The sequence below is a fragment of the Aeromonas crassostreae genome (assembly GCF_054052445.1).
Genome location: NZ_JBSTYM010000010.1, coordinates 43,902 through 66,747, shown reverse-complemented (window position 1 = coordinate 66,747; position 22,846 = coordinate 43,902). Strand labels below are relative to the sequence as shown.

The window sequence follows — 22,846 nt, the reverse complement described above, 5'->3', positions numbered from 1 at the left end:
GGGGCAGGTCCTTAACCGGCTTTACGGTCTTCGCGCGCCATTTTTTCCAGCTTCTGACGGATGCGCTGGCGCTTGAGTGGGGACAAGTAATCCACAAACAGCTTGCCCACCAGGTGATCCATCTCATGCTGGATGCAGATGGCCAGCAGATCATCCGCTTCCAGCTCGAACGGCTCACCGTTGCGATCCAGTGCGCGGATCTTGATCCACTCGGCGCGGGGCACCAGGGCACGGCTGCCGGGGACAGAGAGGCAACCCTCTTCGATACCGGTGCTGCCTGACTGGGCGATGACTTCCGGGTTGATCAGCACCAGAGGGTCTTCCCTGTCATCCGAAACGTCGATAACTATGATGCGCTGATGGATGTCGACCTGGGTTGCGGCCAGGCCTATGCCTTCCTCCGCATACATGGTGTCGAACATATCATCTACAATCTGTTGTAACTCGGGTGTAATGGTCTCGACGGGGGCTGCGATGGTGCGCAGACGTTCATCGGGGAAACGCAGTACATCTAGAATGGCCATAGTCTTGTCTTTAGCTTCGTATCAATGCAGTCAATATTGACGTAATTCTAGTCATTTACGCCGACAAAAAACAGCAACACTTTGCGTGCAGAAAATAACAGGGAGCGTTATGTATCTGAAGCAAACGACTTTAGCCTGTCTATTCGCCTTGATCAGTCAGGGCGTGCTGGCCCAGGCACTGACCCTCAAGAGCGATTATCCCAGCAGCTATCAGGTCCAGAAGGGGGATACCCTCTGGGATATATCCGGCAAGTATCTGGAGCAACCCTGGCTCTGGCCCAGGCTCTGGAACATCAACCCGCAGATCGCCAATCCGCACTGGATCTACCCGGGTGAGGTGCTGCAACTGAGCTGGGTCAATGGGGAGCCCCGCCTCGGCAAGATGGTGCAGGGGGGCAAGCGGGTGTTCCGGCTCTCCCCCAAGAACCACTACGAGAGCAAGGCCAATCCGATCCCCACCCTGCCGTTGAGCGAGATAGGCCCCTTCATGCAGACGGATCATATCTTCACGACGCAGCAGGAGAGCAAGACCCTGCCCTATATCCTGGGTGAGAATGCGGGCCATATCGGCATGCTGGAGGGGGCCACCCTCTATGTGCAGGGGGCGCTCATCCCGGGGCAGGATTATGGCATCTATCGGCCGGGCACAGTCTACCGGGACAAGCAGACCCGCGAACTGCTGGGCCAGGAGGCCATCTTCGTGGGCACGGCTCGCGCCCAGGAGCGGTTGCCAAAGGATCGCAGTCGCGTCCTTCTCACCAGCAGTCAGCGGGAAGTCTATCAGGGGGACAGGTTGATGCCCCTGCCGGCGCAGGAGATGCTGTCAGCCCTGTTTGTCCCTCGTGCGGCGCCCGTGACCACCCCTGGTTATGTGGTCGAGCTGCCAAGCAAGGCCCGGGGCGGGGGCAAGTTCGATATCGTCCTGATCAACAAGGGGGCCAGGGAGCAGATGGCGCCCGGGGACGTGCTGGATGTGCTGCGGCCCGGGGTGCGCCTGACGGACAAGTATGGCAAGGTCTCCTATCGGGATCTCTCCTCCCTCTATGACAAGGGGTTTCACTCTGCGGACCGCACACCCCTGCCGGATGAGTCCATCGCCCGCATCATGTTGTTCAAGGTCTATGACAAGCTGAGCTACGGCATGATCTTGCAGAGCCAGGACATGGTCAGCACGGGTTACAAGGTCAGCCACTTCTGAGATGGGATCCTCCCAGGGCAGACTGACCGCCTGGTTGACCCTGGAGGCCGTCCCCGGGATCGGCCCGGTCACCGCGGCCCACCTGCTGGCGGCCGTGTCCGGCTCTGACAGCGGGGCGGCGGCGAGCGCCATCGATATCCTCTTTGCCTGGGACGACACCAAGCTCCATGAGGTCGGTCTCAGTTGGGTGCAGATCCAGGCGCTGCGCCATCCGCAAGTCGGTGTGGTCCAGGCGCTGGAGTGGGCCGAGCGTCCGGGCAACCGCCTCATCTGCCGCGACAGCCCCGAATATCCTCCCCTGCTGCGTGAAATCCCGGCCGCCCCCCTGTTGCTCTACTGCCGTGGCGATCTCGATGCACTGGGCACCGTGCAACTGGCCATGGTGGGCAGCCGTCATCCCAGTTATGCCGGCCGGGACAATGCCGCCCGTCTCAGCCGGGCACTGGCCGAGAGCGGACTGGCCATCACCTCTGGGCTGGCGCTCGGTATCGATGGCATCTGCCATCAGCAGGCGCTCGCCGCCGGGGGAATCACCCTAGCCGTGCTCGGCTCCGGGCTGGATGCCGTCTATCCCAAGCGACATCAGGGCCTTGCCGATGAGATAGTGGCCAGCGGCGGTCTCATCGTCTCCGAGCTGGCCCCTAGCAAAGGGCCGTTGGCGGAACACTTTCCTCGCCGCAATCGCATCATCAGCGGCCTCTCCCTCGGCACCCTGGTGGTGGAGGCGGCCGAACAGAGTGGTTCCCTCATTACGGCCCGCTATGCCCTGGAGCAGGGGCGCGAGGTGTTTGCCGTGCCGGGGGCTCCCCAGAATGGACAGGCCCTCGGTTGCAACCGGCTGATCCAGCAAGGAGCCAAGTTGGTGATGGAGCCAGAGGATGTGTTGGTCGAGCTCAATTGGGCACAGATCCGCGCCGTCTCGGGGGCAGAAGCCGACGAGATGGATGCAAATACCGGTACTAATAGTGCATTGCCTTATGCCGATTTGTTGGATAACGTAGGTTATGAGACCACGAGCGTGGATACCGTTGCCGAGCGGGCCGAGCTCCCTGTCGAGGTGGTTCTGGGCAGGTTAGTCGAGCTTGAGCTGGCAGGTGCTGTGATAGCGGTAGCCGGTGGATACGTCAGAACGAGGAGGGCGAATCATGTTTGATGTATTGATGTACCTTTTCGAGACCTACATCCACAGTGATGCCGATGTAATGGTCCAGCAAGATGAACTCACCGACGAGTTGACCCGTGCCGGTTTCAACCAGGACGAGATCAACAAGGCCCTCAACTGGCTGGAACGACTGGCCAACCTCCATGACAGCGAGCGGGAAGTCTATGTCACCGCCAGCGCCCAGGGCTCGATGCGGGTCTATGCGCCGCAAGAGCTGGCGCGGCTCAGCACCGAGTGTCGCGGCTTCCTGCTGTTCCTGGAACAGGCGCAGGTGCTCAACGCCGAGACCCGCGAAATCTGCATCGAGCGGCTGCTCGAACTCGACAAACCCGACATCGAACTCGATGACCTGAAATGGGTCGTGATGATGGTGCTGTTCAACGTGCCCGGCAGCGAGACCGCCTACCATCAGATGGAAGAGCTGGTGTTCGACGAGTCGGACGGCATACTGCACTGACAGCCCGGTGCCGCGCTGGTAGAATTTGGATCTTCTGAATTCGAGGCGCGGCCCATGTCCAAGATCGACAATCACCTGTTTTCCGCCCACGAGCATGCGCTCGAGCGAGAGCCCTGTCCCCAATGCGGCTCCGAGCTGGTGATCCGTCAGGGCAAGCATGGTCCCTTCCTCGGGTGTGCCAGCTATCCTGCCTGCGACTATATCCGTTCGCTGACGCCTTCCGGCTGCGACATCGAAAAGGTGATGGAGGGCTCCGTCTGCCCGTCGTGCGGCCAACCGCTGGCCATCAAGAAAGGGCGCTACGGTCTCTTCGTCGGCTGCACCCAGTACCCCGCCTGCCAGCACATGGCCTCCCTGCAGGAGAGCGATGATACCCAGATCCCCTGTCCCGCCTGCGGCAAGGGTCACCTGGTCAGCCGAACCTCCCGTTTTGGCAAGTTCTTCTATAGCTGCGATGACTACCCCCACTGCAAGTATGTGGTCAATGACAAGCCTGTGGCCATGCCCTGTGCCAGGTGTGGTTGGGGCATCATGGTGGAGAAGCGGGTCCGGGGGACGCTGAAATGGTGCTGTCCGCAAAAGAAATGCGGCCACCAAGACGAGCGGGTATAATCGCGCCGCCGCCTGATGGGCCAGGTGCATCGTCATTTGGTTCGCCTCTGGTGTAAGCGTGTCCCCGTCAGGCATCAGCCTGCGTCGCCGGGATTTGTGCCGCGCTCCCCGTGATGGAGCGCATTTCGGGCAGCGACATCCTGGCTGTGACACAGGCAAGGAAGCAGGCCTTCGAATACCGCCTCGCGGCTTGGCATCGATGGCAAGGCTATCTTAGGTTGCCTACGTGTGCCGGCGAGGGAAGAGCGCCGAAGGGGTCATGGCTAAGGCGCCACCCTGCAGGCTTTATCATTGACGTGAACCAGACGCGACAGCCCGAGCTGGCGCGTTGGCCCTGATACAGAATGCGTATGTCGAACGAATTTGAACAAGCCGTCGCCGCCCTGCGGGCGGGCGGCGTCATCGCTTATGCCACCGAGGCCGTCTTTGGTCTGGGGTGTGATCCCGATAACCAGGCAGCGGTACAGCGTCTGCTCGCCATCAAGCAGCGCCCGGTGGAGAAGGGACTGATCCTGATTGCCGCCGACCTGAGTCAGTTGGAGAGCTACATCGACTTGAGCCAGCTAAGCAGCGAGCAGATGGCCAGGGTCGACGCGAGCTGGCCCGGCCCCTTCACCTGGGTCATGCCCGCCCGGGCGAGTACCCCAGCATGGTTGACCGGTCGTTTCGATACCCTGGCGGTGCGGGTCAGTGGCCATCCTCAGGTGCAGGCGCTGTGCCGCGCCTTTGGCAAGCCGCTGGTCTCGACCAGCGCCAACCTGACCGGTGAGGAGCCTGCTCGCAGCGTCGCCCAGATAGGCCAGGCCCTGGCCGCGCAGCTGGCACATATACAGGTTGGCGAGGTGGGCGGGCTCAGCAATCCGTCAGAAATAAAAGACGCTCGCAGCGGTGCCGTGATCCGCCCCTCCTGACGTGACGGTCGGACCCCTGACAAGACAATAATGAGGCGGGGCGCCACGATCCCGCCGGCTGGAGAAGCAATGAGCAAACCGGATGTGGCCGCAGTCAAGACCTTCCTGCTGGCACTGCAAGACACTATCTGTCAGGGGCTGGAGCGGGCCGACGGCCTGGGCCGCTTCGTCGAGGATGCCTGGACGCGGGAGGGCGGCGGCGGTGGCCGAACCCGGGTGATGCGGGCCGGCAAGGTGATCGAGCAGGGGGGGGTGAACTTCTCTCATGTCTATGGCGATGCCATGCCCGCCTCGGCCACCGCCCACAGACCCGAGCTGGCCGGACGTCGCTTCGAGGCCATGGGGGTCTCGCTGGTCATCCATCCCCACAACCCCTATGTGCCGACCAGCCACGCCAATGTGCGCTTCTTCATCGCCGAGAAGGAGGGCGAAGCGCCCATCTGGTGGTTTGGCGGTGGCTTCGATCTGACTCCCTTCTACCCGTTCGAGCAGGATGTGCGGCATTGGCACAGCGTGGCTCATGAGCTGTGCCAGCCGTTTGGCGATGACATCTATCCCGAATTCAAAGCCTGGTGCGACCGTTATTTCTATCTGAAGCACAGGGACGAAACCCGCGGGGTTGGCGGTCTCTTCTTCGATGATCTCAATCGCTGGCCCTTCGAGCAGTCATTTGCCTTCATGCGGGCGGTGGGAGAAGGCTATCTCGAGGCTTATCTGCCCATTGTGGCCCGCCGCCAGGATACCCCCTACGGCGAGAGGGAGCGCCAGTTCCAGCTCTATCGCCGTGGTCGCTACGTCGAGTTCAATCTGGTCTACGACAGGGGTACCTTGTTTGGCCTGCAGACCGGTGGCCGGACCGAATCCATACTGATGTCCATGCCGCCTCTGGCGCGGTGGGAGTACGACTGGCATGCCGAGCCGGGGTCGGCGGAGGCGCGGCTCTATCAGGATTATCTCAAGCCGCGGCAGTGGCTCTGATGACAAGGGTCGCCGAGGCGGCCCTTTTTCATCGGAAATGCCCTTGTCCAGGCGGGGGAAAAACCGTTAAATCGGATCATTCTCCTCCAGATGGACCCTTGCGATGGACAGGTATGCGGTATTCGGTTATCCGGTACGACACAGTAAATCCCCCTTCATTCACACCCTCTTTGCCCGGCAGACCCAGCAGTCGATGGAATATACCCTGGCGGAGCCCGCACCTGACGACTTTGCCGAGGCGTTGCGCGGTTTCTTCGCCGAGGGAGGCAAGGGCTGCAACATCACAGTCCCGTTCAAGGAGCAGGCGTTTGCGCTGGTCGATAGCCTGAGCCCGCGTGCCAGGCTGGCCGGGGCGATCAATACCATCAAGCTGACCGACGACGGCCTCCTGCTGGGGGACAATACCGACGGCGCCGGCCTGGTAGCCGATCTGACCTCCCAGGGGGTCGGCCTGGCGGGGAGCCGGATCCTGCTGCTCGGTGCCGGGGGGGCGGCCCGTGGGGCCCTGGCCCCCTTGCTGTCCAAGGGGCCGAGTCGCCTGGTCATCGCCAATCGCACCCATGACAAGGCGGCCCAGCTGGCCCGGGACTTTGCCCCCTTGGGTCCCGTCGAGGCCGTACGATACGAGGAGCTGCTCGGGCCGTTCGATCTGGTGATCAACTCCACCTCGGCCAGCCTGCAAGGATCGCTGCCACCCATACCCCCTTCGATCATACACAGTGATATCGCCGTCTATGACATGATGTATGGCGCCGAAGAGACGCCGTTCAATGCCTGGGCTCGGGCACAGGGGGCGCGCAAGATCATGGATGGGCTCGGCATGCTGGTGCAGCAGGCCGCCGAGGCATTTACCATCTGGCGCGGCATTCGCCCGGGAACGACCCAGGTGCTGCGCGAACTGAAACGCAATCTGGGGGTGGCATGAACCAGAGCATCCAATTCCCGGACTCGGCCGAATGGCAGGCCGAGCAGCAGCGGGTTCACTTCCCGGCTCAGTTGATGGGGGGATTGATCCCTTGCTATATCAGTCGCCACCGTCTGGAGCGGTTGGCCGGACTCTCCCTGGTGCGGGAAGACGATATCCTGCGAGCATTCGAGAGCCTGAGGTTCGATATCGAGGAAATGGTTGAAAAACTCATTGAAGAACAAGAGTTTGGAGAGGATGGCGCCATCTATCTCTAAACAGACAAAGTTTTTTTGCTGAGGATTGGAACTTTCTCAAGACCAGGCTGACTAACTAGATAGTTGAGGAAGTGCTAGTTAGTCACCTTTATAACCCCCGGTATTCGTACTGGGGATTTTTTTATCTATATGAAAATAAAAGAAAAATATTTACCCACTCTTGGTGAAACTTTGTTACATAAATTACTTTCACTTTTTTGTTGGTTTGATGTACAGTTGTTCTCGTAGGGTACAGAGGTAAGATGTTCTATCTTTCAGACCTTTTATTTCACGTAATTGAATGTGGCTGAATAGCAGCCCCGATGAGTCATCGTCGGGGCGTTTTTTTATGGATTGGATTTAGAGTAAAGACTTTAAAAACCGCTGTCCTCTGATAAAATGAGGGGGTTTCTTGAGTAAACCCAGTCGTCATTTCTCCTCAAGACTGATTTCTTCCCAATTTTGAACAGTGTCTTCGGGCCGGTTCCTTACCCAGGGAACTGGCCTCATTTTTGTCCCTTTGTCGGCTACTCAATGTAATTAAATTACAGTTTGGTATTTGTTGCCGATTTTTAGCCGGCGGGCACTGACCCAGGTTGAAAACGTTATCATTTGATGATTTTGTTTGTTCTTGATAAAAATTAAGTTGTTAGCTATTAAAAACAGCTAGTTATAACGTCGTGGATGAGGGTTGGTGACGGCGGGATTGATGAGAGGGGGCTCAGGAGGGGTTTCAATTGGCGGAACAGGCTCCGCCAATTGAAAAGTGGCAGGATTATTCGGAGTCGGACTCGGCATCGATGGCGTCTGCGGCCGTCTCACCCGAGAGGTACCAGCCACTGAGCGTCTGCGCCAGCTTCTCGACCCCGATCTGATTGAGGGAAGAGAAGGCTTCAACCTGGATCTGGGGGCCCAGATTGGCCACCGCCTGGCGAACCTTGATCACCTGATTGTTACGTGGCCCCGGACTCAGCTTGTCGGCCTTGGTCAGCAGCAGCATGACCGGCAATTCGCGGTGAGAGCTCCACTCCAGCATGTTCATGTCGGTTTCTTTTAACGGATGGCGGATGTCCATCAGGATCACCAAGCCTTTCAAGGACTCACGACGTTGCAGGTATTCGGCCAGCGACTTTTGCCACTTTAGCTTCATTTCCAGTGGAACCTGGGCATAACCGTAACCTGGCAAGTCGACCAGACGCTTGCCTGGTTCCAGCTCGAACAGGTTGATCAGCTGGGTCCGGCCTGGCGTCTTACTGGTGCGGGCCAGGTTCTTGTGCTTGGTCAAGGTGTTCAAGGCTGATGACTTGCCGGCATTGGAACGCCCGGCAAACGCAATCTCGACACCCCCATCATTTGGCAGGTGACGGATGTCGGGTGCGCTGGTCACAAAATGCACCTTATTGAAATTCAGAGTTTGTGTATCCAACGTAAATTCCCCATGGAGAGAGAGGGTTATAGAGTTACTTTTTTGTGAAATCGTGTAAAATGGCGTCGCTTAAACGCGTTTATTTTAACATGCCTTCAGCGGCATGGGATCTGGAAGCCTAATAACGAGAAGTTGGAACGCCATGAAGAACCTAGTCATTACTCTTGCTCTGATGGTTGGCGTAACGGGGATGGCACAAGCCAAGGGCGATGCCGCTGCGGGACAAACCAAATCGGCGGTGTGCGCTGCCTGTCATGGACCGGACGGCAATGGTCCTGCTGATATTTACCCCAAGCTTGCTGGTCAGCACGCATCATATATCAAAAAACAGTTAGTGGAACTGAAGGCTGCCGCTTCTGGCACCTCGGGTCGCGCTTCTCCCATCATGGGACCCATGGCTCTGCCCTTGTCCGATCAGGACATGGATGACCTGGCGGCCTACTTCTCCGGCCAGCAGATCACGCCGGTGGCGGTGCCCGATGAGGTCATTGCCGAAGGCAAGGCGCTCTACATGGGGGGTGACATGAGCCGGGGCCTGCCCGCTTGCGCCGCCTGTCATGGCCCCCGTGGGGTGGGAGTTGAGCAGGCCAAGTATCCTAGCCTGTCCGGTCAGCATCCCGCCTATATCAAGGCGCAGCTGGAGGGGTTCCGGGCCGCGACCCGCGACAATGACCCCAATGGCATGATGCGTGATGTGGCCAAGAAACTGACGGACCACGATATCGAAGTGCTGTCCAAGTACGTTGCCGGATTGCACTGATGACGGCATGGCGCAGCTTGCACCGCCAAGCCGCATAGCGAAACAGGGAGCCCAAGGGCTCCCTTGTTTTATGGGTTGCCGCTTTGCCCCTCTCCCTGTGCGATATTTCCCATTCCGAGCGTTGGCCTCGGCTGAAAAAATCACGCCTTATCCAATAAAGTCATTATTTATTAATTGGTTATTCATTTCTTTTGTCACCCTTACCCCCTCACGAGAGAGCGATCGGATTGAGTCACCTCCTGAACTTGATAGAGTTGCAGCCAGGAAATGACTCGAGATCGGGTCAAGGATTCACCCGGGAGCGGGTGAGCGCAAGGATGTCGGGACAGGCTGGGATGTCTGGCAAGGGAGTGAAGCATCAGGATGATGACCTCTCGGGACGGGAGGGGCGCGGGATGCAATCGGGTCGACGTACCACAGGGAGGTCGCGCGTCGAGGCAAGCAGGCACACGCATATTCAGGAATGATCAACCGAGGTCAGGACGACCCATATAAAGATATGCGACGAGGCGCCAGGGAAGGGCGACATTGATAGGGATGGGACTCGCACAGCATATAGAGGCAGCTTCGGCTGCCTTTTTTCTATTGGATGATTAACCCGGGCCGGCATTTTGTGTCAAAATACCAGCAACATGCCCAGAGGGTACCGATCCTGCGATGCTCAGTTGCCCTGCGGGGCAGCCATGATGCTGGATCCCGTGCCTCCTCAATCATTCACTGTCAGCACCTTATCCCGCCAGGCGCCATGGTGCCTCGTGGCGGTTTTTATATCCAGCAATGTCCCGGAGTCATTCATGTCGGCCAAACAACCCAGTCGCAAACCCACGGGTAAGCGTAAAGAATCAGATGCCAGTGCCCTGGAAGGCCGTGAGCGCAAGCGTGCCGCCCGGCGCAAAGGTCTGAAGGCGGGGACGCGCCAGCAGGTCGCCGAGCCCAAGCGCAACAAGGGCAACAAGCAGGCACAGGATCCTCGCCTGGGGTCGCGCAAGCCGGTGGCACTGATCGTCGACGACAAACAGAGCAAGCCGCAGCCCGTCAAGGTTGCCAGGGAGAAGATCCTCAAGCTGACTCCGGAGCAGGAGCTGGCCGCCATCGAAAACGATGATCGTCTCAATGATTTCCTCGACCGTCTGGATGAGGGTGAGACCCTGAACGCCGCCGATCAGGCCTGGGTCGACCAGCGGGTCGATCGCTATCAGGAGCTGATGGATGAACTCGGCATCATAGATGACGAGGACGAAGACGAGCCTGCCTTCCTGGCTGAGGATGCCGAGCAGACGCAGGCTCCTGCGACCGAAGAGGATCTGTGGGATCGCTTCACCAAGGCGGATTACCAACCGCAACAAGCAGAGCCCAAGAAAAAGTGAGCGGCGCCCTGATGCTGGCTACCCTGGCGGGTAGCCTTGTCTTGCTCGGTCTGGCCGTCTATGCCGGCATGCTGCTGGCCAGGGTACGACGCCAGACGGAGCAGCAGGAGCAGGCCATTCGGGCACGCAACGAGCGTATCCTCGACAGCGTGCGGGTTATCGCCCACGCGGTGCGCGATGGCCAGTGCGACTACTCGGAAGGGGCCATCCGCCTGACCAACCTGCTCAATGCCCTGCAAATCAAGGAGGGACGCGCCTTTGCCGAGGAGTTCCCCGGTCTGTACGGCTTGTATGAGAAGGTGAAGGAGATGCCGACCCATGAGGCGCGCAAGGCGCTCAAGCGTAACGAGATCATGAAGATGGATCTCGAGCGCAGCGGCTACGAGGTCGAACTGGAGGCCCAGATCCTCAAGGATGTGGCCCTGTTGAAGGATTTTCAGCTGGGCAAGTGATCCCGGCCAACCCATGAGGAAGCAAGTGTGCGAGTCGAACCGATAGTGTGGGATCAGGCGCTGATCGAGAAGTACAACCACAGCGGCCCCCGTTATACCTCCTATCCCACTGCGCTGGAATTCAACGAGGCGTTCGGTTATCCGGATTTCGTCCATGCCGCCGGCCAGTATCCCCAGCGCAATCTCTCGCTCTATGTGCACATCCCCTTCTGCCACAAGCTCTGCTACTACTGTGGCTGCAACAAGGTGATCACTCGCCATCAGCACAAGGCCGATCAGTATCTCGACTATCTGGAGCGGGAAATTGCCGCCCAGGCTCCCCTGTTTGCCCACCGCACCGTGACGCAACTGCATTGGGGCGGCGGCACCCCCACCTATCTGGACGAAGCCCAGACACGGCGGCTGATGGCCATGCTGCGGCAACACTTCCGATTTGCGGAGCAAGGGGAGATCAGCATAGAGGTGGATCCGCGGGAGATCGCACTCTCCATGCTGGACGTGCTGCGGGAGCTCGGTTTCAACCGCATCAGCCTTGGCGTGCAGGACTTCAACAAGCAGGTGCAGGCGGCGGTCAACCGGGAGCAGGACAACGACTTCATTCGTGCCATGCTGGAGCGGGCGCGGGAGCTGGGGTTCAGATCCACCAACCTGGATCTCATCTACGGCCTGCCGCACCAGAACCGCGACAGCTTCCACCACACTCTGGAGGAAGTGCTCAAGACCGATCCGGCCCGCCTCTCCATCTTCAACTATGCCCATCTGCCGAGCCGCTTTGCCGCCCAGCACAAGCTGAAAGAGGCGGATATGCCGGCCCCTCGGGAGAAGCTGGCCATGCTGCAGGACACCATCGCCTTCCTCACCGGCCAGGGCTACCAGTTCATCGGCATGGATCACTTCGCCAAGCCCGATGACGAGCTGGCGGTGGCCCAACGCAACGGCACCCTGCATCGCAACTTCCAGGGCTACACCACCCAGGGGGATTGCGATCTGCTGGGGCTGGGGGTCTCCTCCATCAGCATGATGGGGGATGCCTACTCCCAGAATCAGAAGGATCTCAAGGCCTACTACGCCCAGGTGGAGACGCTTGGCCATGCCCAGTGGAAGGGATGCTCCCTGAACCGGGACGACCTGATCCGCCGGGAGGTGATAAAGCGCCTCATCTGCGACTTCTCCCTGGATTTCGCCGCGGTCGAACAGGCCCATGATCTGGTGTTCGCCCAGTATTTTGCCGACGATCTCAAGCTGTTGCAGACCTTTGTCGACGATGGTCTGGTGCGCCTGACCGACACAGGCCTGACGGTGGTCGGCACGGGCCAGTTGCTCATTCGCAACATCTGCATGTGCTTCGATGTCTATCTGCGCAATGCGGCGCGGGCCCAGCAGTTCTCCCGGGTGATCTGAGCCAGAGCCCTTATGCTCACCATAAAAAAAACCGCCTCGGCGGTTTTTTTTATGGTTGTCAGGGCTGCCCTGATGGGCTGACTTAGCGGGCGACGGCGCTGGCGGCCAGCTCGGCCTTCTCCTGCTTGCTCAGGAAGGCCAGTTTGAGGCCATTTTCCTGGGCGCTGCGTATCTGGCCGGCGCTGAGACCGGCGGCCGGGGCGGCCACCTCGTATTCGTGGCGCAGCTCTATGCCTTCCACCGCAGGATCGTCGGTATTGAGGCAGGCGAGCACGCCATGGTCCAGGAACTGGCGGATCGGGTGGCGTTGCAGGCTCTCCACCGTGCTGGTCTGCAGGTTGGAGGTGAGGCAGGACTCGATGCCGATGCCGTGCTCGGCCAGATAATCCATCAGACGCGGATCCTGCACCGCCTTGACCCCGTGGCCGATGCGAGTCGCCCCCAGATCGCGAATGGCCTGCCACATGCTTTCGGGGCCGGCGGCCTCACCGGCATGGACGGTGACATGGAGACCGGCATCGCGCACCCGGCGAAAATGCTCGGTGAACAGCTCGCCGGGAAAGCCCAGTTCGTCACCGGCGAGATCGATGGCGACCAGCTGGTTGCCGTGGGTCAGGCAGGCCTCCAGCTCGCGGCGGCACTGCGCTGTGCCGAAGGTGCGGCTCATGATGCCGATGAGCTTGGTCTTGACGCCGAAGTCGCGGCAGCCGGCCTGGACGCCGTCGATCACCGCCTCCACCACCCCTTGGGGATCCAGCTTGTGGGTCATGGCCATGTAGGCCGGGCTGAAGCGCAGCTCGGCATAGTCGATGCCGGCGTGCAGCAGGTCTTCGGCATTCTCGTAGGCGACCCGGCGGCAGGCGTCATAATCCGCCAGCACGGCCACGCCCCAGTCCAGCTTCTTGAGGAAGGCCACCAGGCTGGGCTCCTTCTCGACGATCTGCACATGGGGGCGCAACGCCTCCAGCTCGAGGGCGGGCAGGGCTATGTTGTGCTGACGGCCGAGCTCGAGGATGGTCTGGGCCCGGATGTTGCCGTCCAGGTGACGATGGAGGTCGGTCAGGGGGAGGGATCTGTCAATCATGAGGGGTGCCTTCTTCGAGCCGATGATAGAGAAGCTAGTCATTCTAGGCGGGGATGACAAAAAAGATACCCTGTTTGAAATCAAAGGGGCCTGGATTGCCGTGGGCGTGATGGTAAGCGTTTTTCTGGCGGGCCGGGGCGAGAGCCTGGGGTGGTCATGAACTGGGCTGGAGGGATGGCGGGGCCCCCTTGGGCGGGGGCCGGCCGATGCTCAGGAGAGATCGAGCTCCTTGAGTTTGCGAGTGAGGGTGTTGCGGCCCCAGCCGAGCAGGCGCGCCGCTTCCTGCTTGTGGCCATGGGTATGCTCCAGCGCCGTCTCCAGCATGATCCGTTCGAACTGGGGCATGGCGTCGGCCAGTATGTCTATCTCCCCCAGGGCCAGCTTGCTGGCAACCCAGTCGCGCAGCTGCTGTTGCCAGCCGCCGGCGAGGGCGGGCTGACCCGGCTCGGCGACGGTGGCGATGGGGGTCAGCAGCTCGGTGGGCAGATCGGCGACCAGCACCTCCTGGCCAGAGGCCATGACGGTGAGCCAGCGGCAGACGTTCTCCAGTTGGCGCACATTGCCCGGCCAGGGCAGCCGGCTGATGAAGGCCTGGGTATCCGGGTGCAGGCTCTTGGCCTCGACGTTGAGCTCCTTGGCGGCCCGCAGCAGGAAGTGGTGGGCGAGCTGGGGGATATCTTCCCGCCGCTCCCTGAGGGCCGGAATGTGGATGCGGATGACGTTGAGGCGGTGAAACAGATCTTCCCGAAACTCGCCGTCGGCGACCCGCTTCTCCAGATTCTGGTGGGTGGCGGCGATGATGCGCACGTCCACCTGCACCGGCTGATGGCCGCCGACCCGGTAGAACTGGCCGTCCGCCAGCACCCGCAGCAGCCGGGTCTGCACGTCCAGCGGCATGTCGCCTATCTCGTCGAGAAACAGGGTGCCGCCATCGGCCTGTTCGAAGCGGCCGTGGCGTATGTTGTTGGCACCGGTGAAGGCTCCCTTCTCATGGCCGAACAGTTCGGATTCGATGAGGTCTTTCGGGATGGCCGCCATGTTGAGGGCGATGAAGTTCTTGTGGGCCCGCGGGCTGTGGCGGTGCAGGGCGTGGGCAACCAGCTCCTTGCCGGTACCGCTCTGGCCGTTGATGAGCACCGAGATGCTGGAGCGCGACAGCCGGCCGATGGCGCGAAACACCTCCTGCATGGCGGGAGCCTCGCCGATGATCTCCGGGCTGCTGCCGGCCTCCTGCTGGCGGGCCTTGCGCTTGGTGCGCTGCTCCTTGAGGTGATTCTCGGCCCGGCGCACCAGGGTGACCGCTTCCTCGATGTCGAAGGGCTTGGGCAGGTATTCGAAGGCGCCGCGCTGGTAGGCGTTGACGGCGGCGTCGAGGTCGGAATGGGCGGTCATGATGATGATGGGCAGGTCCGCCTGACGACGGTGGATCTGCTCCAGCAGGCTGAGGCCGTCTATGCCGGGCATGCGGATATCGGACAGGATCACATCCGGGGTGCGCGCTTCCAGGGAGTGCAGCAGGGCCTCGCCATCGGCGAAGCTCTCGCACTCGAACCCTTCGCTGCCGAGGGTGCGCTCCAGCACCCAGCGGATCGAGCTGTCGTCATCGACGATCCATACTTTTGCGGTCATGAAGATCCCTTATTTGCGAAGCGGTAGATAAACGGTGAACTCGGTGTGGCCCGGCCAGCTGATGCAGTCGATGCGGCCCTTGTGCTGATCGATCAGATTCTGGGCGATGGAAAGACCCAGACCCGTGCCCCCCTCCTTGCCGGTGATCATGGGGTAGAAGAGGGTGTCGCGGATGGCATCCGGGATGCCGGGGCCGTTGTCGATGATCTTGATCTCGGCCGCCAGGCGGTAGCGCTTGCCATGGATGGTGATCTGGAACACGGTGCGGGTGCGAATGCTGATGAGACCGGTCTGATTGCCCAGGGCCTCGGCGGCATTGCGCACCATGTTGAGAAACGCCTGTTGCAGCTGATCCGGCTCCATCTCGAACTCGGGGATGCTGGGGTCGTAATCCCGCTCGATGCGGATCCCACCGGGCAGCTCCAGCTCCACCAGGCGGCGCACCTGCTCCAGCACCGAGTGGACATTGTGCACCTGATGGCGGCCGGGGCGCTGGGGGCCGAGCAGCCGGTCGACCAACAGCCGCAGCCTGTCGGCCTGCTCTATGATGATGCCGGTGTATTCGCGCAGCGCCGGGTTGGGCAGCTCCTTTTGCAGCAGCTGGGCGGCGCCACGCAGGCCGCCGAGGGGGTTCTTGATCTCGTGGGCCAGGCCGCGCACCAGCTCTCTGGCCGCCTGTTGCTGGGCGTGTTGCTGCAGTTCCTGACTGATCTTCTTCTGCTGGTCTATCTTGCGCAGCTCCACCACGATCAACCTTTGTTCATGGTCGGCCAGCGGGCTGGCACTGAGCTCGACCAGGCGCGGCTCTCCTTCCACCACCAGGGTGACCTCGCTGTCGGTGAAGCCCTGACCCGATGCCAGGCACTGACGAAAGCGGTTCAGATCGAGGGAGATGTGCTCCAGCAGATGGGGCAGTTCCAGCCCGATCAGCCGACGCTGGCTGAGGGAGAGCAGCTGTTCTGCCGCCGGGTTGACGAACTGGATGCAGAGGCGCTCATCCATCAGGATGACGGCGGTCAGCAGGTTGTCGAGTAATGTCTTGGCTTGATCCGAGCGGACTGGCACAGGTTTCTCCCTAAAACGGTGCTACACACCGGCAATGCACCAATATAGTGCATTCAGTCTACCTGCATCGGTGCAAAGGATCACCCCTTGTGAGGCGTGGCGCTGGCGGCAGCGGCCTGATTGACTCTGGTCCTGTGCAGGTAGAAAGTCACTATCTCTGATTTAGCAAGGATCGTACCGTCTTTTGCCAGCAGCTCGAGTTGCACCTTATGGGTGCCCCGATCCAGGTTTTCCAGGCGGAGCATCAGGGTGTTGCTGACCCGGGCGCGTGCCTTGCCGTCGAGCAGCAGGCGCAGATCGAATTGGGGGGGAGGGGTGGGGGTGACGCGCGCCTCGAAGACGATGTTGCCCGTGTTGTCGCGCAGCGTGCTCTCCGCTTCGGGAGAGATCAGGGTGATGGTCAGTTCGGCCTGCTTGAGATCGGTGCCGGTCAGGTGGTGGTAATTGGCGACCTGTACCGACTGGGGAACCGTGCCGACCAGGGGGGCCACCCGCAGGTCGATCACCTGGCTCTGCTGGCCCGCGGGGGGGGCATTGGTGTAGTGGGTGATGCCCCGGCTATCCACCCAGGAGTAGATCTTGGCGCCATGGACGCCCAGGCTTGTCAGCAACAATAATCCGGCCAGGTGGCTGAGGTTCATGCCTCTCTCCTCGATGGGATCCCGCTTAAAGCCTAACAGAGAAAAAACCCGCCATGAGGCGGGTTTTATTATCCATTTGGTACTGACTGCGCCGATTAGACGGAGTAGTAGAGTTCGAACTCCAGCGGGTGCGGGGTCATGCGCACGCGGTCCACGTCCTGCTGCTTCAGCTCCAGGTAGGAGTTGATGAAGTCGTCGCTGAACACGCCACCACGGGTCAGGAACTCGCGATCGCTGTCCAGTGCAGACAGGGCCTCGTCCAGGGAACCGGCAACGGTCGGCACTTCGGCGGCTTCTTCCGGCGGCAGATCATACAGGTTCTTGTCCATGGCATCGCCCGGATGGATCTTGTTGATGATGCCGTCCAGGCCGGCCATCAGCTGGGCGGCGAAGGCCAGGTAGGGGTTGGCCGCCGGGTCCGGGAAGCGCACCTCGATGCGGCGAGCTTTCGGGCTCGGTACCACAGGGATACGGATGGAGGCAGAGCGGTTGCGGGCGGAGTAGGCCAGCATGACCGGTGCTTCATAGCCCGGCACCAGACGCTTGTAGGAGTTGGTAGTCGGGTTGGCGAAGGCGTTGATGGCCTTGGCGTGCTTGATGATGCCGCCGATGTAGTGCAGCGCCATCTCGGACAGACCGCCGTACAGGTCACCCGCGAACAGGTTGACGCCATCTTTGGCCAGGGACTGGTGGCAGTGCATGCCGGAGCCGTTGTCACCGAACATGGGTTTGGGCATGAAGGTGACAGTCTTGTTGTAGGCGTGGGCCACGTTGTGGATCACGTACTTCAGGACCTGCACTTCGTCAGCCTTCAGCGTAAGAGTGTTGAAGCGGGTGGCGATCTCGTTCTGACCGGCGGTGGCCACCTCGTGGTGGTGAGCCTCGACGACCTGGCCCATCTCTTCCAGCACCAGGCACATGGCGGCGCGGATGTCCTGGGAGGAGTCGACCGGTGCAACCGGGAAGTAGCCACCCTTGACGAAGGGACGGTGACCCTTGTTGCCGTGCTCGTAGGCGGTGCCGGAGTTCCAGGCCGCTTCTTCGGATTCGATCTTGACGAAGCTGTGACCCATGGTGTTCGAGAAGGTGATGTTGTCGAACATGAAGAACTCGGGTTCCGGTCCGAACAGCACGGTATCGGCGATGCCGCTGGACTTCAGGAAGTCTTCGGCACGCTTGGCGATGGAGCGCGGATCGCGGTCATAGCCCTGCATGGTGGCCGGTTCCAGGATGTCACAGACGATGTTCAGGGTGGTCTCTTCGGTGAACGGATCCAGCTTGGCGGAGGCCGGATCCGGCATCAGCACCATGTCAGACTCGTTGATGCCCTTCCAGCCGCCGATGGAGGAGCCATCGAACATCTTGCCGTCTTCGAAGAAGTCTTCGTCGATCTGGTGGGAGGGAATGGAAACGTGCTGCTCTTTACCCTTGGTGTCGGTAAAGCGCAGGTCGACAAACTTGACTTCATGTTCCTGGATCAAGGCCATTACGTTCTGAGCTGACATGCTAAGTAACCTCCGGTGTTAAAACTCTTTGGGTGAATGCGTCATCAGATTCACATAAGCGAGTATCGTGCCAAGTTTGTGACAGCTTGATTTCAGGGCAGTTGCCGCATCTTGGCGTCCCAAAACCAGCTGCTTTCGTGCCGTCGTGCATCATGTTGGTGCATTCAGGGATCTTTTTGGTGCACCAAACCAGTGCGACGGCGACTAAGCCCCATATAAACAGGCTTGTTGCCCCGGGTCCATGATCCAGATCCACTCTCGTGCGTGAATCTACTGCGATTCTGCTAGGCAGATCACAAAGGCGAGAGTACAATTAGCGCCCAATTTTACCCGGTGATTGAGGCGAGAATGTTAGAGAATTTACGCAATATTGCGATTATTGCGCACGTTGACCACGGCAAGACGACCCTGGTGGATAAGCTGCTGCAGCAGTCCGGTACTCTGGACCGCACCAGCGAAGGTCAGGAACGGATCATGGACTCCAATGATCTGGAACGGGAACGTGGCATCACCATTCTCGCCAAGAACACTGCCATCCGCTGGAACGACTACCGCATCAACATCGTGGATACCCCGGGTCACGCCGACTTCGGCGGTGAGGTTGAGCGTGTACTGTCCATGGTTGACTCCGTGCTGCTGCTGGTCGACGCCGTTGACGGCCCCATGCCGCAAACCCGTTTCGTGACCCAGAAGGCGTTCGCCCAGGGTCTGAAGCCCATCGTGGTCATCAACAAGATCGACCGTCCGGGCGCGCGTCCTGACTGGGTAATGGATCAGGTCTTCGATCTGTTCGACAACCTGGGTGCCACCGATGAGCAACTGGACTTCAAGGTTGTTTACGCCTCTGCACTGAACGGTTGGGCCACCCTGGATCAAGACGTACCGTCCGAGAACATGGAACCCCTGTTCCAGGCCATCGTCGACAACGTGGAAGCGCCTGCGGCCGATGCCGAGGGTGGTTTCCAGATGCAGATCTCCCAGCTGGACTACAACTCCTATGTGGGCGTCATCGGCATCGGTCGCATCACCCGCGGCCGCGTCAAGACCAACCAGCAGGTCACCATCGTCGGTGCCAACGGCAAGAGCCGTACCGGCAAGGTCGGTCAGGTCCTGGGCTACCTGGGTCTGTCCCGTACCGAAGTGACCGACGCGCAAGCGGGCGACATCATCGCCATCACCGGTCTGGGCGAGCTGAAGATCTCCGACACCATCTGTGACAACAACGCCGTTGAAGCGCTGCCGCCCCTCTCCGTCGACGAGCCGACCGTGAACATGACCTTCCAGGTCAACACCTCGCCGTTCGCCGGTAAAGAAGGCAAGTTCGTCACCTCCCGCAACATCCTGGAGCGTCTGAACCAGGAACTGGTCCACAACGTGGCCCTGCGCGTGGAAGAGACCGAAGATCCGGACAAGTTCCGCGTCTCCGGCCGTGGTGAACTGCACCTGTCCATCCTGATCGAAAACATGCGTCGCGAAGGCTACGAGCTGGCGGTATCCCGTCCGGAAGTTATCCTGCGCACCGTGGATGGCGTTCTGCAAGAACCGTTCGAAACCGTCACTGTCGACGTGGAAGAAGCCCACCAGGGTTCCGTCATGGAGCAACTCGGCCTGCGTAAAGGCGAGATGACCAACATGACCCCGGATGGCAAGGGCCGTGTCCGTCTGGACTTCATGATCCCGAGCCGTGGCCTGATCGGCTTCCAGACCGAGTTCCTGACCATGACCTCGGGTACCGGTCTGCTGTACCACACCTTCGACCATTACGGTCCGCACAAGGGTGGCAGCATCGGTGAGCGTCAGAACGGCGTGCTCATCTCCAACGCTACCGGCAAGGCCCTGACCTTCGCCCTGTTCGGTCTGCAGGATCGCGGTCGTCTGTTCATCGGTCACGCGACCGAGGTGTACGAAGGCCAGGTGATCGGGATCCACTCCCGCTCCAACGACCTGACCGTCAACTGCCTGAAAGGCAAGCAGCTGACCAACATGCGTGCCTCCGGTACCGACGAAGCCCAGGTGCTGACTCCGCCGATCCGCATGACCCTGGAGCAGGCTCTGGAGTTCATCGACAACGATGAACTGGTAGAGATCACGCCCAAGGCCATCCGCATCCGTAAAAAGCTGCTGACCGAGATGGATCGCAAGCGCGCCGGCCGCGCCTGATCCCTCCCTCATCGGGCCGCTGAACCGGCCCGAATGACGGCAATCAGAGTCCGAACGCCCCAGGCGTTCGGACTTTTTTTATGGGCGAAGCCTGGGAAGGGTGCGGCGCTTCACGGCCTGGATGCCGAGGGTTGTCACAGGCCAGCTCGGGCCGTCTCGGGACTCATTTCGTCCGGTATCGGGCAATCCGGGGGCTAAGCTGGCACAATAGCGTCATGATTTGTTCGTTAGGAAGCCAATATGCAGCATCACCTTCGTCGCCAGCTGGCGCATGCCTCCTCCTTCTTGCGCCATGATGGCCGCCACTTCGCCCAGTTCGTCTGGGGCCGTTTTCAGCAGGACAGGCTGACCGTCACCGCCGGCTACCTGGCCTATGTCACCCTGCTCTCCCTGGTGCCCATGATCGCCGTGGTATTCGGCATGATGTCCGCCTTTCCGGTGTTTCAGAGCCTGAAACAGGCGATGGAGCAGTTCGTCTACCACAACTTCGTACCCACCGCCGGCGAGATGCTCAAGGAGTACATAGACGGCTTCGTGGCCAACGCCACCAACACCACGGCGGTGGGCATCGGCGCCCTGGTGGTGGTGGCCCTGATGCTGATCTCGGCCATCGACAAGAACCTCAACTACATCTGGCGCTCCACCCAGAGCCGCCCCCTGGGGCAGGCCTTTGCCATGTACTGGATGATACTGACCCTGGGCCCCGTGCTGATTGGGGCCAGCATCGCCATCTCCTCCTACATACTGTCCCTGAAGCTGTTTGCCGCGGACAGCCTGTTCGGCGTCGGTTACCTGCTGCTGCGCAGCCTGCCGTTCCTGTTCTCCGTGTTCGGCTTCCTGCTGATCTATACCGTGGTGCCCAACTGCAAGGTGCGGCTGGTGCATGCGCTGATCGGGGCCCTGGTGGCGGCGGTGCTGTTTGAGCTGGCCAAGCGCGGCTTCGCGCTCTACATCACCAACTTCCCCTCCTATCAGGCCATCTATGGCGCCCTGGCGACCATTCCCATCCTGTTCGTCTGGGTCTATCTCAGCTGGCTGGTGGTCTTGCTCGGCGCCGAGACCACCGCCTGCCTCGGGGAGTACGAGAAACCGGGGCATGAGGAGCTGGCCTGAGTCATCTGAACCATCGCCTTGCCCCCCGTTTTATTGGTAGCATCGACGACCGCCCCTGAGGCGGTCGTTTCATTTCCAGGGTTGTCAGTCAGAGGAGCTGCGAGTGATTGCATTGATTCAGCGGGTCAGCGAGGCCAGCGTCACCGTCGAGGGGGAAGTCATCGGCGCCATCGGTCAGGGGCTGCTGGTGCTGCTCGGGGTGGAACAAGGGGATGACGAGGCCAAGGCCGACAAGCTGCTGCACAGGGTGAGCGGCTATCGCATCTTCCCCGATGGCGAGGGCAAGATGAACCTCAATGTGGGCCAGGTGGGAGGCAGCCTGCTGGTGGTTTCCCAGTTCACCCTGGCGGCGGATACCGGTCGGGGGATGAGGCCCAGCTTCTCCGGCGGCGCCCGCCCCGAGGAGGCGGAGCGGCTCTACGACTACTTCGTGGCCCGGGCCCGCGCCGGCGATGTGCCGACCCAAACCGGTCGGTTCGCCGCCGACATGAAGGTGGCCCTGCTCAACGAGGGGCCGACGACCTTCTGGTTGCAGGTGTAGCCCGGCTCAGCCCTGCCTGGCGTGGACTATCTGGTTGATGCAGCCGGGCACCCCCCTCAGCTGGGCCGGGCCAATCCAGCGCTCAACCAGGGTCAGCACCCGATCCAGCTCGCGGCCCGTCCTCGGCAGCAGGTTCATGATGAGCTCGCCCTCCAGCCGGGCGGCCAGGGCCTGGTAGAAGTGGGGGGAGAACAGGAGCGGGGGGTTGCCATCCTGGCTGAAGAGGTCGACCAGGATCAGGTCATGGCATCCCGGCGCCTCCATCAGGAAAGAGAGGGCATCGGCCCGATGGAGCCGCTGGCGGCCGAGGGCCTCGTCTGTCATGAAGAAGTCGCGATAGAGGCTGATCACCTCGGCATCGAGATCCACGCCGTCAAACTCGGCCTCGGGCCAGCGGGCCTGCAGGTGGCGACCCATGTCCCCGCCTCCCAGGCCCAGCTCGAGCACGCGGCTGGCTCGCGCCGGCAGCAGGGCGGCTATGGTCTGTTGATGGGGCAGGCAGAGCTGGTGGGGGGCGCTGAGTACCATGGCGGACTGCACCACGCCGTCGATCTCCAGCCAGCGATGCCGCTCGTTCTGCTGTACGCAGATGCGGCGAGCCGGACTGACTCCCAGGTGCAATAACTGTTCGGCGCGATACGTCTGTAGATTGAAGTCCATGAAATTGCACGGCAAGATGGCTTTCGACCAGTGTAACTC

Annotated in this window: 23 protein-coding genes; 15 read left to right on the top strand and 8 right to left on the bottom strand. The window is 60.8% G+C overall.

Going from position 1 to position 22,846, the window contains the following annotated elements; genetic code table 11:
- Positions 1-11: 11 nt before the first annotated feature.
- The gene (def, locus tag ACW5W4_RS09980) at positions 12-524 is read right to left on the bottom strand and encodes a peptide deformylase (RefSeq protein ID WP_427262296.1); all 513 of its coding nucleotides are present in this window, start codon (positions 522-524) and stop codon (positions 12-14) included.
- A 109-nt stretch (positions 525-633) separates the two neighbouring features.
- Between def and ACW5W4_RS09975 the strand changes: the two genes are divergently transcribed.
- From ACW5W4_RS09975 to ACW5W4_RS09940, 8 genes are all read left to right on the top strand, one after another.
- Positions 634-1,722, top strand: coding sequence for a LysM peptidoglycan-binding domain-containing protein (locus ACW5W4_RS09975; protein ID WP_456689251.1), 1,089 nt, complete (start codon positions 634-636; stop codon positions 1,720-1,722).
- 1 nt (position 1,723) lies between these two features.
- On the top strand, positions 1,724-2,875 hold the full coding sequence (gene dprA / locus ACW5W4_RS09970) for a DNA-processing protein DprA (protein WP_456689250.1): 1,152 nt from the start codon (positions 1,724-1,726) through the stop codon (positions 2,873-2,875).
- Positions 2,868-3,341, top strand: coding sequence for a DUF494 family protein (locus tag ACW5W4_RS09965; protein WP_427262293.1), 474 nt, complete (start codon positions 2,868-2,870; stop codon positions 3,339-3,341). Before dprA ends, ACW5W4_RS09965 begins: the two co-directional genes overlap by 8 nt.
- 54 nt (positions 3,342-3,395) lie before the next feature.
- Positions 3,396-3,953, top strand: coding sequence for a topoisomerase DNA-binding C4 zinc finger domain-containing protein (locus tag ACW5W4_RS09960; RefSeq protein WP_456689249.1), 558 nt, complete (start codon positions 3,396-3,398; stop codon positions 3,951-3,953).
- A 350-nt stretch (positions 3,954-4,303) separates the two neighbouring features.
- On the top strand, positions 4,304-4,864 hold the full coding sequence (locus ACW5W4_RS09955) for an L-threonylcarbamoyladenylate synthase (RefSeq protein WP_408796841.1): 561 nt from the start codon (positions 4,304-4,306) through the stop codon (positions 4,862-4,864).
- 69 nt (positions 4,865-4,933) lie between these two features.
- Positions 4,934-5,842, top strand: coding sequence for an oxygen-dependent coproporphyrinogen oxidase (gene hemF, locus ACW5W4_RS09950; protein ID WP_456689248.1), 909 nt, complete (start codon positions 4,934-4,936; stop codon positions 5,840-5,842).
- A gap of 103 nt (positions 5,843-5,945) precedes the next feature.
- Complete coding sequence (aroE, locus tag ACW5W4_RS09945) at positions 5,946-6,767, top strand: shikimate dehydrogenase (RefSeq protein WP_456689247.1); 822 nt, start codon at positions 5,946-5,948, stop codon at positions 6,765-6,767.
- Positions 6,764-7,024 carry a DUF1488 domain-containing protein gene (locus ACW5W4_RS09940; RefSeq protein ID WP_456689246.1) on the top strand — a complete coding sequence of 87 codons (261 nt, stop codon included), beginning with the start codon at positions 6,764-6,766 and terminating at the stop codon, positions 7,022-7,024. The genes aroE and ACW5W4_RS09940 overlap by 4 nt, the downstream gene beginning before the upstream one ends.
- 754 nt (positions 7,025-7,778) lie before the next feature.
- On the opposite strand, the gene yihA is transcribed toward ACW5W4_RS09940, so the two are convergent.
- Entirely contained in the window at positions 7,779-8,429 is a 651-nt protein-coding gene (gene yihA / locus ACW5W4_RS09935; protein ID WP_408796837.1) for a ribosome biogenesis GTP-binding protein YihA/YsxC, read from the bottom strand.
- Between the two features lie 142 nt (positions 8,430-8,571).
- Here yihA and ACW5W4_RS09930 point away from each other — a divergent pair, with 142 nt between their 5' ends.
- The 4 genes from ACW5W4_RS09930 to hemN all read left to right on the top strand — a co-directional run bounded on the left by ACW5W4_RS09930 (position 8,572) and on the right by hemN (position 12,409).
- Positions 8,572-9,189 carry a c-type cytochrome gene (locus ACW5W4_RS09930; protein ID WP_408796836.1) on the top strand — a complete coding sequence of 206 codons (618 nt, stop codon included), beginning with the start codon at positions 8,572-8,574 and terminating at the stop codon, positions 9,187-9,189.
- Positions 9,190-9,983: 794 nt separating this feature from the next.
- The gene (gene yihI / locus ACW5W4_RS09925; RefSeq protein ID WP_456689245.1) at positions 9,984-10,556 is read left to right on the top strand and encodes a Der GTPase-activating protein YihI; all 573 of its coding nucleotides are present in this window, start codon (positions 9,984-9,986) and stop codon (positions 10,554-10,556) included.
- A gap of 11 nt (positions 10,557-10,567) precedes the next feature.
- Positions 10,568-11,008 (top strand): DUF2489 domain-containing protein, encoded by a 441-nt coding sequence (locus ACW5W4_RS09920; protein ID WP_427262286.1) that lies wholly within the window; start codon positions 10,568-10,570, stop codon positions 11,006-11,008.
- 27 nt (positions 11,009-11,035) lie between these two features.
- Positions 11,036-12,409: an oxygen-independent coproporphyrinogen III oxidase gene (gene hemN, locus ACW5W4_RS09915; protein WP_456689244.1), complete on the top strand. Its 1,374-nt coding sequence runs from the start codon at positions 11,036-11,038 to the stop codon at positions 12,407-12,409.
- An 82-nt stretch (positions 12,410-12,491) separates the two neighbouring features.
- Here hemN and add read toward each other — a convergent pair whose 3' ends face one another.
- The 5 genes from add to glnA form a co-directional block, all read right to left on the bottom strand.
- The gene (gene add / locus ACW5W4_RS09910) at positions 12,492-13,493 is read right to left on the bottom strand and encodes an adenosine deaminase (protein ID WP_456689243.1); all 1,002 of its coding nucleotides are present in this window, start codon (positions 13,491-13,493) and stop codon (positions 12,492-12,494) included.
- Between the two features lie 210 nt (positions 13,494-13,703).
- Entirely contained in the window at positions 13,704-15,122 is a 1,419-nt protein-coding gene (gene glnG / locus ACW5W4_RS09905; protein WP_456689242.1) for a nitrogen regulation protein NR(I), read from the bottom strand.
- Positions 15,123-15,131: 9 nt separating this feature from the next.
- The gene (gene glnL, locus ACW5W4_RS09900; protein ID WP_408796830.1) at positions 15,132-16,187 is read right to left on the bottom strand and encodes a nitrogen regulation protein NR(II); all 1,056 of its coding nucleotides are present in this window, start codon (positions 16,185-16,187) and stop codon (positions 15,132-15,134) included.
- Positions 16,188-16,267: 80 nt separating this feature from the next.
- A complete protein-coding gene (locus ACW5W4_RS09895) occupies positions 16,268-16,828 on the bottom strand; it encodes a DUF4124 domain-containing protein (RefSeq protein ID WP_456689241.1) in 561 nt (186 codons plus the stop codon).
- 95 nt (positions 16,829-16,923) lie between these two features.
- Positions 16,924-18,333, bottom strand: coding sequence for a glutamate--ammonia ligase (glnA, locus tag ACW5W4_RS09890; RefSeq protein WP_408796828.1), 1,410 nt, complete (start codon positions 18,331-18,333; stop codon positions 16,924-16,926).
- A 348-nt stretch (positions 18,334-18,681) separates the two neighbouring features.
- Between glnA and typA the strand changes: the two genes are divergently transcribed.
- The 3 genes from typA to dtd all read left to right on the top strand — a co-directional run bounded on the left by typA (position 18,682) and on the right by dtd (position 22,147).
- The gene (typA, locus tag ACW5W4_RS09885; RefSeq protein ID WP_456689240.1) at positions 18,682-20,493 is read left to right on the top strand and encodes a translational GTPase TypA; all 1,812 of its coding nucleotides are present in this window, start codon (positions 18,682-18,684) and stop codon (positions 20,491-20,493) included.
- A gap of 240 nt (positions 20,494-20,733) precedes the next feature.
- Complete coding sequence (locus ACW5W4_RS09880; RefSeq protein ID WP_427263074.1) at positions 20,734-21,606, top strand: virulence factor BrkB family protein; 873 nt, start codon at positions 20,734-20,736, stop codon at positions 21,604-21,606.
- A gap of 103 nt (positions 21,607-21,709) precedes the next feature.
- The gene (gene dtd / locus ACW5W4_RS09875) at positions 21,710-22,147 is read left to right on the top strand and encodes a D-aminoacyl-tRNA deacylase (RefSeq protein ID WP_408796825.1); all 438 of its coding nucleotides are present in this window, start codon (positions 21,710-21,712) and stop codon (positions 22,145-22,147) included.
- Between the two features lie 6 nt (positions 22,148-22,153).
- Here dtd and ACW5W4_RS09870 read toward each other — a convergent pair whose 3' ends face one another.
- Entirely contained in the window at positions 22,154-22,807 is a 654-nt protein-coding gene (locus tag ACW5W4_RS09870) for a spermidine synthase (protein ID WP_408796824.1), read from the bottom strand.
- Positions 22,808-22,846: the final 39 nt, after the last annotated feature.

Excerpts from the sequence above, each read along its gene's own strand:
- def (WP_427262296.1), bottom strand. The coding sequence starts at position 524 with ATGGCCATTCTAGATGTACTGCGTTTCCCCGATGAACGTCTGCGCACC.
- ACW5W4_RS09975 (WP_456689251.1), top strand. The coding sequence starts at position 634 with ATGTATCTGAAGCAAACGACTTTAGCCTGTCTATTCGCCTTGATCAGT.
- dprA (WP_456689250.1), top strand. The coding sequence starts at position 1,724 with ATGGGATCCTCCCAGGGCAGACTGACCGCCTGGTTGACCCTGGAGGCC.
- ACW5W4_RS09965 (WP_427262293.1), top strand. The coding sequence starts at position 2,868 with ATGTTTGATGTATTGATGTACCTTTTCGAGACCTACATCCACAGTGAT.
- ACW5W4_RS09960 (WP_456689249.1), top strand. The coding sequence starts at position 3,396 with ATGTCCAAGATCGACAATCACCTGTTTTCCGCCCACGAGCATGCGCTC.
- ACW5W4_RS09955 (WP_408796841.1), top strand. The coding sequence starts at position 4,304 with ATGTCGAACGAATTTGAACAAGCCGTCGCCGCCCTGCGGGCGGGCGGC.
- hemF (WP_456689248.1), top strand. The coding sequence starts at position 4,934 with ATGAGCAAACCGGATGTGGCCGCAGTCAAGACCTTCCTGCTGGCACTG.
- aroE (WP_456689247.1), top strand. The coding sequence starts at position 5,946 with ATGGACAGGTATGCGGTATTCGGTTATCCGGTACGACACAGTAAATCC.
- ACW5W4_RS09940 (WP_456689246.1), top strand. The coding sequence starts at position 6,764 with ATGAACCAGAGCATCCAATTCCCGGACTCGGCCGAATGGCAGGCCGAG.
- ACW5W4_RS09930 (WP_408796836.1), top strand. The coding sequence starts at position 8,572 with ATGAAGAACCTAGTCATTACTCTTGCTCTGATGGTTGGCGTAACGGGG.
- yihI (WP_456689245.1), top strand. The coding sequence starts at position 9,984 with ATGTCGGCCAAACAACCCAGTCGCAAACCCACGGGTAAGCGTAAAGAA.
- ACW5W4_RS09920 (WP_427262286.1), top strand. The coding sequence starts at position 10,568 with ATGCTGGCTACCCTGGCGGGTAGCCTTGTCTTGCTCGGTCTGGCCGTC.
- add (WP_456689243.1), bottom strand. The coding sequence starts at position 13,493 with ATGATTGACAGATCCCTCCCCCTGACCGACCTCCATCGTCACCTGGAC.
- glnG (WP_456689242.1), bottom strand. The coding sequence starts at position 15,122 with ATGACCGCAAAAGTATGGATCGTCGATGACGACAGCTCGATCCGCTGG.
- ACW5W4_RS09895 (WP_456689241.1), bottom strand. The coding sequence starts at position 16,828 with ATGAACCTCAGCCACCTGGCCGGATTATTGTTGCTGACAAGCCTGGGC.
- glnA (WP_408796828.1), bottom strand. The coding sequence starts at position 18,333 with ATGTCAGCTCAGAACGTAATGGCCTTGATCCAGGAACATGAAGTCAAG.
- typA (WP_456689240.1), top strand. The coding sequence starts at position 18,682 with ATGTTAGAGAATTTACGCAATATTGCGATTATTGCGCACGTTGACCAC.
- ACW5W4_RS09880 (WP_427263074.1), top strand. The coding sequence starts at position 20,734 with ATGCAGCATCACCTTCGTCGCCAGCTGGCGCATGCCTCCTCCTTCTTG.
- ACW5W4_RS09870 (WP_408796824.1), bottom strand. The coding sequence starts at position 22,807 with ATGGACTTCAATCTACAGACGTATCGCGCCGAACAGTTATTGCACCTG.